This is a genomic window from Clostridium sp. NSJ-49 (assembly GCF_014287725.1).
GTDB lineage: Bacteria > Bacillota > Clostridia > Clostridiales > Clostridiaceae > Clostridium > Clostridium disporicum_B.
Window position 1 is genome coordinate 1 of record NZ_JACOOP010000069.1, and the last position, 11,751, is coordinate 11,751.

General features: G+C 28.8%; 15 protein-coding genes and 1 riboswitch. Of the genes, 11 read left to right on the forward strand and 4 right to left on the reverse strand.

Going from position 1 to position 11,751, the window contains the following annotated elements; all coding sequences use genetic code 11:
• The coding region (locus tag H8S10_RS16510; protein WP_347707662.1) for an IS1 family transposase at positions 1 to 102 on the reverse strand (102 nt) is incomplete at its 3' end.
• Between the two features lie 123 nt (positions 103 to 225).
• Between H8S10_RS16510 and H8S10_RS16515 the strand changes: the two genes are divergently transcribed.
• The 9 genes from H8S10_RS16515 (at position 226) to H8S10_RS16555 (ending at position 8,340) form a co-directional block, all read left to right on the forward strand.
• Complete coding sequence (locus H8S10_RS16515) at positions 226 to 774, forward strand: ECF transporter S component (RefSeq protein ID WP_186839602.1); 549 nt, start codon at positions 226 to 228, stop codon at positions 772 to 774.
• Complete coding sequence (locus H8S10_RS16520; protein ID WP_186839603.1) at positions 764 to 1,366, forward strand: hypothetical protein; 603 nt, start codon at positions 764 to 766, stop codon at positions 1,364 to 1,366. Before H8S10_RS16515 ends, H8S10_RS16520 begins: the two co-directional genes overlap by 11 nt.
• A 186-nt stretch (positions 1,367 to 1,552) precedes the next feature.
• Positions 1,553 to 1,654: riboswitch (purine riboswitch) on the forward strand.
• 108 nt (positions 1,655 to 1,762) lie between these two features.
• A complete protein-coding gene (locus H8S10_RS16525) occupies positions 1,763 to 3,109 on the forward strand; it encodes a nucleobase:cation symporter-2 family protein (protein ID WP_186839611.1) in 1,347 nt (448 codons plus the stop codon).
• Between the two features lie 271 nt (positions 3,110 to 3,380).
• A complete protein-coding gene (locus tag H8S10_RS16530) occupies positions 3,381 to 3,923 on the forward strand; it encodes a DUF2800 domain-containing protein (protein ID WP_186839604.1) in 543 nt (180 codons plus the stop codon).
• A 40-nt stretch (positions 3,924 to 3,963) separates the two neighbouring features.
• Positions 3,964 to 4,902 carry a hypothetical protein gene (locus tag H8S10_RS16535; protein WP_055262766.1) on the forward strand — a complete coding sequence of 313 codons (939 nt, stop codon included), beginning with the start codon at positions 3,964 to 3,966 and terminating at the stop codon, positions 4,900 to 4,902.
• A 131-nt stretch (positions 4,903 to 5,033) separates the two neighbouring features.
• Positions 5,034 to 5,177, forward strand: coding sequence for a hypothetical protein (locus H8S10_RS16540; RefSeq protein ID WP_186839605.1), 144 nt, complete (start codon positions 5,034 to 5,036; stop codon positions 5,175 to 5,177).
• Positions 5,167 to 6,492 carry a DnaB-like helicase C-terminal domain-containing protein gene (locus tag H8S10_RS16545; protein ID WP_055262770.1) on the forward strand — a complete coding sequence of 442 codons (1,326 nt, stop codon included), beginning with the start codon at positions 5,167 to 5,169 and terminating at the stop codon, positions 6,490 to 6,492. Before H8S10_RS16540 ends, H8S10_RS16545 begins: the two co-directional genes overlap by 11 nt.
• A gap of 15 nt (positions 6,493 to 6,507) precedes the next feature.
• Positions 6,508 to 7,068, forward strand: a complete 561-nt coding sequence (locus H8S10_RS16550) for a hypothetical protein (RefSeq protein ID WP_186839606.1) — start codon at positions 6,508 to 6,510, stop codon at positions 7,066 to 7,068.
• A 240-nt stretch (positions 7,069 to 7,308) separates the two neighbouring features.
• Positions 7,309 to 8,340, forward strand: a complete 1,032-nt coding sequence (locus H8S10_RS16555; RefSeq protein ID WP_186839607.1) for a winged helix-turn-helix domain-containing protein — start codon at positions 7,309 to 7,311, stop codon at positions 8,338 to 8,340.
• 129 nt (positions 8,341 to 8,469) lie between these two features.
• Here the strand turns inward: H8S10_RS16555 and H8S10_RS16560 are convergent, their stop codons facing one another.
• From H8S10_RS16560 to H8S10_RS16570, 3 genes are all read right to left on the reverse strand, one after another.
• Positions 8,470 to 8,685, reverse strand: a complete 216-nt coding sequence (locus H8S10_RS16560; RefSeq protein WP_055262776.1) for a DUF2922 domain-containing protein — start codon at positions 8,683 to 8,685, stop codon at positions 8,470 to 8,472.
• A 111-nt stretch (positions 8,686 to 8,796) separates the two neighbouring features.
• Positions 8,797 to 9,021, reverse strand: coding sequence for a DUF1659 domain-containing protein (locus H8S10_RS16565; RefSeq protein WP_186839608.1), 225 nt, complete (start codon positions 9,019 to 9,021; stop codon positions 8,797 to 8,799).
• 87 nt (positions 9,022 to 9,108) lie between these two features.
• A complete protein-coding gene (locus H8S10_RS16570; RefSeq protein WP_055262780.1) occupies positions 9,109 to 9,300 on the reverse strand; it encodes a YvrJ family protein in 192 nt (63 codons plus the stop codon).
• 366 nt (positions 9,301 to 9,666) lie between these two features.
• Between H8S10_RS16570 and H8S10_RS18305 the strand changes: the two genes are divergently transcribed.
• Together H8S10_RS18305 and H8S10_RS16580 are read left to right on the forward strand one after the other, a co-directional pair.
• The gene (locus H8S10_RS18305; protein ID WP_186839609.1) at positions 9,667 to 9,777 is read left to right on the forward strand and encodes a helix-turn-helix domain-containing protein; all 111 of its coding nucleotides are present in this window, start codon (positions 9,667 to 9,669) and stop codon (positions 9,775 to 9,777) included.
• A gap of 157 nt (positions 9,778 to 9,934) precedes the next feature.
• Positions 9,935 to 11,617: a hypothetical protein gene (locus H8S10_RS16580; protein ID WP_186839610.1), complete on the forward strand. Its 1,683-nt coding sequence runs from the start codon at positions 9,935 to 9,937 to the stop codon at positions 11,615 to 11,617.
• The last annotated feature ends 134 nt before the right edge of the window (positions 11,618 to 11,751 follow it).

Below are 11,751 nucleotides of genomic sequence, written 5' to 3' on the forward strand. Positions count from 1 at the left end.
ACACTGCTTACATTGATACTTTTGTTTAGCCTGCTTATTCATACCAAACTTGTATAGTTTATCAGAATTACAGCGTGGGCATTTTATATTAGTTTTGCTCATTGTTCTTCTCTCCTTTTCGAAGGGGGTATTATTTAGTATCGCAAACCTATTGTATTTCCTTGGGCTGAGAAGAGCAATGTTCATATAACTTAACAGATCGATTATTTAAATTAGGAGGGGAATATGAACTTAAATAAAATTAACAGTAAAAAATTAGTATTATCAGGATTATTTATTGCAATAGGACTTATACTACCATCTATAACAATGCAAATTCCAAGTATAGGAAATATGCTGTGTCCAATGCATATTCCAGTAATTCTTGCTGGGTTTATTTGTGGAGCGCCTTATGGGCTTGTAGTAGGCTTTGTTGTGCCACTTTTAAGAAGTGTAACTTTTGGAGCACCACCATTAATGCCTATAGCAACAGCTATGGCTTTTGAGCTTGCAACGTATGGTTTAGTATCAGGAATTATGTATAACAGAGTTAAGGATAAAAAGATAGGCGTATATATATCATTAATTACAGCTATGATTTTAGGACGAGCTGTATGGGGAGTAGTTTCTTATGGCTTATTTACTGCTCTTGGAAATCAATTTACTTGGCAGATATTTATGATGCACGCATTCGTAAGTGCTATTCCTGGAATAATAATTCAGCTTGTATTTATACCAATCCTTGTTATAAAAATTAAAGCAAGCGAAGCAAGGAGAATATCTTATGGAAGATAAATTAATAATGAATAAACACTGTGAAGAACGCTTTAGAAACATAAAAGAAGCAGTGGATGAATTAATAGCTAAGAGCGATAAAGATGTTTTAGTAATTGGAATAGATGGCAAGTGTGCTAGTGGTAAGACGACTTTAGGATATTATCTAAATAAAGTATATGATAGCAACCTTTTTCATATGGATGATTTCTTCTTGCAAAATCATCAGAGAACTGAAGAGCGTTTATCAGAAGTAGGTGGAAATGTAGATTATGAAAGGTTTAAAGAAGAAGTATTAGATAATATACTTGAAAAGAAAGATGTAAATTATAGACCTTTCAGCTGCATGGAAAGAAAGATTAAAGATGGATATATTGTAAGTCAAAAAAGGATTAATATAATTGAAGGCTCTTATAGTCTTCATCCATATTTTAATAACTGCTATGATTTAAAAATCTTTACAGATATAAGCGATGAAAAGCAGCTTGAAAATATAGAAAAAAGAAACGGACCAAAGCAGCTTATAAAGTTTAGAGAAGAATGGATTCCTAAAGAAAATGCATACTTTGAAAAGTTTAATATTAAAAATAGTTGCATTACAGTAGCATGGTAAAAATGGAGAGTATTGGACCTTGAAGGTCCAGAAAATTTCCAGAGGCAAGCTATATTGCTAAGAGCAAGTAATAAAAATAATAAATGTTATGAGAATTGAATAATTAGAATTTAAATGTTTTTAAAAGATAGATACATAAGAAAAAATAATGCGTACAAAAAATAGTTGATTTTATAAAATGTTCGTGATATTATTTGTGTATTAACTCGTATAAAATCCATAATAAGGTTGGAAAGTTTCTACCTGCTAGCCGTAAAATAGCAGACTACGAGGGGATATAAGAAGGTTTGTAATTTATTATAAGCATTATTATAGCACCTCATATTATTATGGGGTGCTTTTTGTTGTACAGGCAGTAAGTTTTTATTAATAACAAAAGAAGGGAATGACAAGATGATGAATTCACAAAATCTAGAGACGAAAATTAAATTAACTTATGAAGTAGATGATAATCCGTCTTTAAGTAAAAAGATATTATTTGGTTTACAACATATTTTTGCAGCTTTTGGAGGTATAGTTGTAGTTCCATTAGTAATAGCAGGAGCATTGGGATTTGATGGAAAGACAACAACTACTTTAATAAGTGCTACAATATTAGCTTCTGGACTAGCTACTATTATTCAGGCAAAGGGAGTAGGTAGAGCAGGTTCTAAGGTAGCTTGTATAATGGGAACAGATTTTACCTTTGTTTCACCATCTATATCAGTAGGGTCAGTTTTAGGATTACCAGGAATAATTGGTGCAACAATTTTAGGGGCATTTTTTGAAATAATTCTAAGCTTTTTTATAAAACCATTAATGAAACTTTTCCCACCATTAGTTACAGGGACAGTTGTTTGTTTAATTGGTTTAACATTATTACCTGTATCTATTGATTGGGCTGCAGGTGGTTCAGGTTCAGCAGAGTATGGTAGCATGTTAAATATATCAATTGCTATAGCAGTACTAATAATTACACTAGCTTTAAATCATTACGGAAAAGGATTATTAAGCAGTGCCTCTATCTTAATTGGGATGGTTGTTGGATATATAATTTGTATACCTTTTGGATTAGTTGATTTTGCTCCAATAAGAGAAGCAGGATGGTTATCTTTCCCTAAAATATTTGAATATGGAGTACAGTTTGACTTAAAGGCTCTTATTGCGTTTTTACCTGCTTATTTTGTAACTACTATTGAAACAGTTGGATGCTTAAAGGCTGTTGGTGAGACTTCACAAGTAGAAATGAATGAAAAAAGAGTAGGATCAGGTGTGTTAGCTGATGGTATTGGTAGCATAATTGGTGGACTTCTAGGATCTTTCCCTAATACATCTTTTAGCCAAAATGTAGGTCTAATAAGCTTAACAAAAGTAGCTAGCCGTTATGTGGCAGTAGCAGCAGGTGCAATACTTGTTTGTTTAGGGTTCTTACCTAAATTAGCAGCATTAATCAATAGCATTCCACAACCTGTACTTGGAGGAGTTGGAATTGTTATGTTTGGTACAGTTGCAGCAGCTGGGATAAAGACTTTAAGTAGAGTAAAGTTAACAGAACGTAATTTATTAATTATAGCTACAGCAATTGGATTAGGTCTTGGAGTTACATTTAGACCAGAATTTATTGAACAATTACCAGAGGCATTAAAAATGATATTTGCATCAGGAATATCTACAGGTACAATTGTAGCTTTAATCTTAAATTTAGTTTTAAGAGAAGATAAAGAAGAAATTGAAGAAACTAAAAACGAAAAGATTGCAGTATAATAGTATATTTAAGTAATAAGAATATTCTTAAATGAAAATCTTTATTAGAATTTATTAAATAAAAGTACATAAAAATAGGAGCTATCTCGCAACTAACTTTAAAAATTAGTTGCGAGATAGCTTTTTTTATTATTTTTTGTAGTAAATTCTGTCGATAAGTTAGCATGAAACTTCATATTTATGCAACATTCATTTTCTATAATTAAAATATAGGAAATAAAAGAAAATAAATTAGAGCTTAATGTAGCATTTAATTTGAAATGGAGGATTTATGGTTAATAATAATCTAAATTTACGAGAAAATGAGAAAATTGTAAAGGATTTAACAGTTTTAAAGCTAAAGAAGAATTTTGGTTTTATAAAAAATGATGAATATGAGGAAGAATTAATTGATCTTACTACTGATTATGAGTTAACTGATTTTTCAGAAACATTATCTAAAATTGCCTTTAAAGCGGTTTTGAAGGAAGTTGAAAACATGGAGCTAGAAGGTGAGGATGTCAAGGTATTACTTAATGAAAAGTTAGAGTTACATTGTGATGGAGTTGTAACTGAAGTTAATGCAGATGTAATTTTAATGAGTAAAGATAGCATTGAAGTAATTGATATAAAATCCTTTGATTATGACTTTATTAATTCTTCGCAGGATATAGATATTAAACTACTTGGCTTAGCTACTATAGACAAGTTCTTAACTAGTATTACAAATGACAAGATAAGACTTACAATAATTCAGCCAAACTTAATGACAGCATCTATATACGAAACAAATATAATGAGCCTTTTGCATCAATGTGAATATAACTTAATATGATAAAAGCTTTAAAATAATTGAAAGGAAAATAAATAGAGATATGAAGGATGAGAATTTAATAAGCACTATATTTAATGATAAAAACTTAAATAAAGATGAAAGATACATGATTTTAACTCTTAAATATTATGATAATGATGGAGATAACATAATAAAAGTTACCTTAAGAGAATTATCCAATGTATTTGGTATAACAAGAATCTCAAAGGTTCAGTCAATTTTAAAAGCTTTAGTAGATAAAGGATATATATCTACCGAAAAAACTATAGGAAAAGCAACTAACTATAGTTTTGTAAAAGAAGGCTTAATATTTAAAAATAATGAAGATATAAGTAATGATCAAATAGCACCTATGGCCGAAAAGGTATGTACAGAAAGTAATGCTCAAATAGAACCTATGGTCGAAAAGGTATGTACAAAAAGTAATGCTCAAATAGTACCTAAGGCTGAAAAGATATATACAAAAAGTAATGACCCAATAGAAGAAAGTAATAAAAAAATACTTAGTGAATCTATAGAAAAGTGTAATTGTTATAAGAGTAGAATGGGGACTAAATCAAGTAAAATAGACAGTTTGACAGGGGTATACAATTCTGAAAATAGTCTGTCAGATAGAGATAAAGATGATAATATAAATAGTTATATAAATAATAAATTATATATAAATATATTTAATGCTTGGAATAAAATTAATATAAATAAAGAGCCACATATAAATCCTAAAATCACAGATGCAATAAATACAGCATCTAAAATCTATTTAGAGGAGCAGATTGTACAAGCTATAGAAAATTACAGTAAGGTTTATCATAGCAATCATTATTATAATCATCCTTGGAAGATTGTTAATTTTCTTAGTAGACCAAATGGAATGAAGAGGTTTATTGATACGGGAGATATATGGTTAAGTTATAAAGATAAATATGAAGATGAGGAGCTCTATGGAGGAGATTTTGATATAGAAAAATATATTGATTAGTCGACTGCGTCGAGGGGAAAAGTTTGCTGCGTAAAGGAGAAAGGTCGACTGCGTCGAAGTGAAAGGTTTGCTGGCGCAAAGATGAAAGGTCGACTGCGTTGAAGTGAAAGGTTTGCTGGTGCAAAGGAGAAATGTTGCCTGCAGCAAGGGGAAAGGTCACCTGCGGTGAGGAGAAAGGTTTGCTGGCACAAATGAGAAAGGTTGCCTACGGCAAGGTTAGGGTTTGCAGGGACAAAGATAATATGATAATTAGGGGGAGAGTTTATGTTGGATAATAATCAAGTAGTATTGGAGCAGGAGATACTTTGCTCTATGTTTAGGAATAATGAGCTTATTATAAAGGCTAGGGATAGTATAAAGCCGGAGATGTTTTTGTATGATAAGCATATGAAGATTTATTTAGGTATATTGGATATGGTAAATAATAAGATGGAAGTGGATTTAGTTACTTTTATTCAATATCATAGCGCTGAAATTAGGAATATGGATGGAGCATCTTATATTTCTGATATTTATACATGTAATGGTAGTGATAGTGGCTTTAATACAAAGCTTGAGTTACTTATTAAAAATTATAAAAAGCATCTTTATGTTGAAATGATGAATAAGTTAAATGGTGATATGGCACTTGAGGATATTGAAGGTGAACTTGAAAGTGTAAAGGTTAAGGTTCATAAGTGTGAGATTAAAAAGGAGCTAGATATTGCAACTCAGTTTGATGATTATGTAAATTGGCTATATAACTCAGAGAGAAATAATGGTATAAAAAGTGACTTCATACATCTTGATAAATATTTAGGTAACTTCCAAAAAGGTAGGCTTATTACTGTATTTGCAAGAAGTGGAGTGGGTAAAACAACATTTTCACTTCAGCTTGCTGCAAATATGATTAAAAATAATGCTAAGGTCTTTTATGGTAGTGCAGAGATGACAAGAAATCAAGTCTTTAATAGAATGGCAGCTAGTCATTTGTCTATATCTAGTAAATCTATAGATGATGATTCAATTAATAATACAGATAAGGAAAACATAACAAAATATATGACAAAGCTTCTTAATAGCAGCTTTTATGTATCAACAGAAACAGATTTTAATAAGTTTATAAATGAAATTAAAGTATACAAGCTTCAAAATTCTTTAGATGTAGTTTTTGTTGATTATATAAATAAATATATAGATTTTAGCGATAAAGATATTATGACAAATAAGCTTGGGAAAATAAGTGGAATGCTTAAAACTCTAGCTATGGAAGAAGACATATGCATAGTGCTAATGGCTCAGGCAAATAGGGTAGTCGATAAAAAAGGTGGAGATATGGCTATAGAAAAGATTGATTCTAGTGATATTCAAGATAGTGCTAGAATTGAGCAAGATAGCGATCAGGTTATAGCTCTTTATAGAAATATTAAGCTTGATGATAAGATGTATAGAGATGCTTTATTTAAAAAAGGAAAATTGAAATACTCATCAAAAAATGCAGATGAAAATCCAGAATGTATAAATGCAATATTAATAAAAAATAGACATGGAGACAGAGGAACCTGTGCTCTAAAATGGAACGGAAGATATTCAAGAGTAACAAATTTTTAAATAGGAGGAGAATTTATGTTTACTGAAATGGCAGAAATAATAAAAGAAAAAGACAAATATCTAGCAGAAATTATAAAGAATTTTGAAGAAATGCTATTTATAGATTCATATACAGTTATCTTAAAAGGTAGGACTATGGCAGAAAGGATAGCAAGAAATATTATAGCAGCTGAAAATATTAAAGAAAATGAAGAGATAAGTCAGAAAGATAGAATTTATCTATTAGAAAGAGAAAGACTACTAGAAGAAGAGGTTACAAAAGCTTTTCATACTATAAGATATCTTGGAAATAGAGTAATACATGACGAAGTGGAAGGAGAGTTTGAAACATCACTAACTATTTATAGAAATATATACAAGGTGTTAGCTTGGTATGTTCCATTATATATAAGCAATAGTTTTGAGGTTAAAGAATATTTAGAGCCAAAGGTTATTGAAAAAATAAAAAATGTAGAAAAAGAGGCCAACGGTGTTAAAAATATTATTATGGAAAACTTTTTACTAAACTTATATATGGACTATGATAAAGAGAAATACTATTTTCACAGTAGAAAAAATAAGAAAATGTATAATTAATAGTAAAAATATAAATCACAATGGGAAGTAACTAATAATACTTCCTTTTCTATACAAAGAAGTTTTTATAATCTAAAATAAAATACTCGTAAATGATGATAGGGATAAAACTAAAAAACATACAAAATAATAAATCGAACATATTTTCTAGAAAAGTATTTAAATATTATTGGAAATTATGTATAATATTAATAAAGAACGTACGTTTGACGAGAAGGTGTTGAATTGGGGGAATAAAAGTTGTTATGTGGTAGAGAGTTTAAAAGGATTAGAGGGGAAATAACCAATATACTTAAAGAGATTACAGAACATGAATTATTTAATAATTTTATATTTTATGATGAGGTTCCTACAGAAGAATTACAATATTGGAAGTATGGTATATCAATAATAGAAGAAGATTTTACTGCTTCTATACAAAGTGTGTGTGGTTACTTTGTTGCTTCTCAAAAGGTTATGCAAAATAGAGAGTGTAATATTAATAGCTTTTTTAGAATAAACGATATTATAGCTGAGGAATTTTATTATATCGATAATATTAATGGACCACTAAATAAACTAGCAAATAGCTTAAAAGAAATTAAAAGCTTTGCAGAAACAGTATTTGGAATTTCAATAGAAATAAATTCAGGAATCAATAATGAATGTCAATGGCTTAGAGAAGTTTGTGATGAAAATATGCTTATAATACATTCAGCTGAAAATGAAGACTTTGTAGATGTGAGCTGTATGATGAACGAAAGATATGATCTTAGATGTACAAAGGAGAAAGAGAATAATAAAGTGGAATTATTAAGAATTCCTTTTGATAAAGTAAAATATTTTGATAACTTTGAAAGGATTGATAATAGAAATAATTATTATGAAGAAGAAAAATACAATTATATAAACAGTAATATTGAAAAAGAAGATAATAGTGAAGTAAAGAATATTACAGAAAACGATGATGATAATGGTACTACATATGAAAAGTTGTGTGAATTAATAAGTGGTGTATGGAGATATGATAATCTTATAGTAGATTTCACTCAGAAAATAATAACAAAAAAAGGAGAAAGAATAAGATTAGGTAAAAAGCAAATGGAAATACTGAAGATACTTGTATACAATAAAGGCAATATCATAAGTAGGGAACAGCTTATACAATATGTTTGGTATACAGATGACGTTAATGATAGAACAGTTGATGCACATATAAGTAAAATAAGAAGAGAACTAGGGTTAACATGCATAAAATCAGTTCCAGGGTATGGATATAGATTAGAATGCTAAGTAATAATACAAACCTTTAGTATTAAAAAGACAGTAGAGATTTTTTTACACAAATCTCTACTGTCTTTTTTAGAGATAATATAAAAAGGCCCACCTAACCATAAAGATTAGATGGACCTTTTTAGAAAGTTAAACGGTAAATTTAGTGATTTGTCTTTCAGTTACCTTAGCTGCATACTTGGAAGCTATAGCTCCTTTTTTACTTATAAAAATATCATTTTCTAAGATGATATCCATTAAGTCAGATACTTCCTGAGAGTTAAGGTTTTGTCTAACACCTGATATTGATAAAGTGTACTTATCATCTGTTTCAGTTAAAAAAGTCATTGATAAAGTATATTCCATAATTTGTTCCCCCCTAAGCGATACTTAAAATTTAAATTTGTTTTGTAGAGCTTATACCTATGTGAATAGGTCTTTCATTTATAAGCACATAAGCTCCAGTTGTTTGAGAAATTAATTACTTTGTATTAGTGACGTTTCATTTAAGTAGTAAGCTACAGCGTCATTTTTAAGAACTGTCTTAATACCTTCTGCAACAGCAAATATAGCTTCAGCAGAAGCCTTTCCTTTTACGTTAGCAAAAGATTTAGTCTTATAAACTGTGTTTCCTTCGTCGTCAGTTCCATTTTCAAGCTTAAAAGCTAATGATACTTTTTGTAATTCTTTATTGGCTGCCATTTAGCATTCCCCCTTTTTGTTTCTTCACTTAATAAATATGATGTAATATAAAAGTTTTACTGTTTTTATTAAGCTTTTTTATGGTTTTTAAGAAATTTTTTTAGTTATTTCATCATTATCTATTACAATGCCAAGCTTAGTTGAAACTATAGTATTTAGCTTGTTAATAGAGTAAGTTAAGTTCATTATTTGCTTTTCAAGCCTTACTAATAGATAAGCACTAATGGCAACAGGAAAGCCAACATTAGCAATCAAGTTTAGTAATTCATTAATCTCCATAAATAAACCTCCTTTAGATTTAGAGTTTAGAAGTATGTCTACTTATTAAATATGAAGGAGATAGAAATTTTTATATGCTTAGTAGTAATAATAAGTTATACTTTAAAATAAAATACTCGTAAATGATGATAAGTATAATAAAAATACACTTAACTTTTGGCTTTTCAAAGATAAGAATTTATGATCAGGCATCTGAAAAAGTTGCTCATGTTGATAAACATAGATATTTTATTTGAACCTATAAGCAGTGACATAGTAATGGTATGCAAAAGATTCAACTAGTAAGTTTATATTCGAATATATATAGATTAAATTCGTTATTGGAAAATGCTGTTATTAACGAAAGCTAGAATGGAAATAATTTGATTGGCAAGAAGTTTATTAATCAGAATTAAAGTTTATTCACATATAAGTAAAATAAGAAGAAAGTTAGGATTAACATTCATAAAATCAGTTCCAGGGATGGGTATAGGTTAGAGTAATAAATAGAAAATATTAGTTAAAAATACACAAAAGTTTACTTTAAAGTATAAAATAAAACAAATAATTTAATTTGAATATATAGGATTATTTGTATATAATTTATTTACATGTAAAAATATACTAAATATATATTGTAAGTAAGAGGAGAATTATGTCAGTAGAAAATTATATTAAGAATAATATTAAAAATGCTGGAGATAAGGTTTATGTTGTACCAGAAATTCCAGAGAAAAAATTAAATAATGCTATCTCTGCAATTGCACCAAATGTAAATCCAGAATATGTTTTAGCAATAATAGACTCAACATTATTTGGTAGTGCAAAAGAAGGGTTAATATTTACTGGAGAAGGAATGTATAAAAAATATTCTTTTGAGGATAGAGAAGGATATAGATTTGAAAAGATAAAAAAGGCTGAATATGAAGTTACCAAGAAGATAAAAGATAATGGTAAGGTAGAAGAGAAAGAACATATCTATTTGCAGATGGACAATGATAATAGAGTTGAATTATCTTCATCATATTTAATGAATGTAAAGTATAAGGAATTAGTTGAAGTAATTAATGGAATAATTAATGAAGCAGGCGAAGATAAGCAGTATATAGCTACATCACAAATGCTTCCTCTTGCATCTATGAATAATGATATAAAGGAAGCATATGTAAAAATAATTTGTAATTTTGCATATTCGGATGATAATGAAATAGATTCTAGGGAATATGCTGAAATAATTTCTTTAATAGTTAGAATAGACTATAATAGTGAAAATCGTTTAAAGATAAGAAGCTATATGTGTGATGAGTCAGAGTGTGAGAATACAGATGATTTAATTCAATATATTAATGATAATGTGCCAGAAGGTAGTTTAGAGGTAATAAGAAAATCTCTTATTAAAGATATAATTTATATATATAAAATTAATAATGATATAAATAATTGGAAAGAAAATAAATTTATTAATGAGCTAAAAGAAAAATTTAATATTGAAGATGAACATGTTAGGTTAATTATTGAAGCAATCAAGAATGATGAAGAAATTTTATCAATGAGAAAAAATGATAGTGAAATAAAGAAATCTATGAAGGATTTAGCTGCAAAAGCTGGGGCTGTAGGAGTTCCTTTAGCTGCTATTTATTTTTCAGGATCAGTAGTTGGTATGAGTGCTGCTGGAATAACATCCGGATTAGCAACTTTAGGAATGGGTGGAGTATTAGGCTTTTCAAGTATGTTTACAGGCGTAGGAGTAGCAGTTTTACTTGGAGTTGGAGCATATAAAGGAATAAAGAAAGTTACAGGTATAAGTGAGTTAGAGAATAATAAACAAAGAGAAATGATGTTGCAATCGATAATAAAAAATTCTCAAAAATCACTAGATTATCTTATAGATGATGTTAATGAAATTTCTAGATTACTTATTGATGAAATGAAAAACGGATTAGAATCTTCAAAGAAAATTGAAAAACTTTCTGCGTTATTATCTATGATGAGCAAGGGAGCTAAGGCAACATCTGAGAAAATTAACTATGCAGAAAGTGAATCGATTATATCACGTTTACCAAAAAAATTAGATATGATTAGATTAGAGGAATTAACAAGTGAACCAACAAAGCAAAAATTCCGTGAATATATATTATCTTTCTATAAAGAACAAGAAGTAAACAAAGAAGATGAAAGTTTTATTGAGTTAGTTTTAAATGATGACTTTTCATTAAATCAATATGAGCAATTATATTCTGTTTTTGAAGCGATTGGCTATACTAATGTAACTGATGCAGCTTTTGCATCTGCAAAAGGGGCTGCTAAAAACTTAGTTAAGAGTGTTTTGGGTAAGTAGGGAATTAAATAAATTGAATCTGTTAAGCTGATATGAAAAAATAGCTTGATTTTTCATAGAATTGCTCGCTCTTTGAAAATTATATAAGTTTGAATTTTTTATTGTATGGTAAACAAACCTACAATAAAATTAAT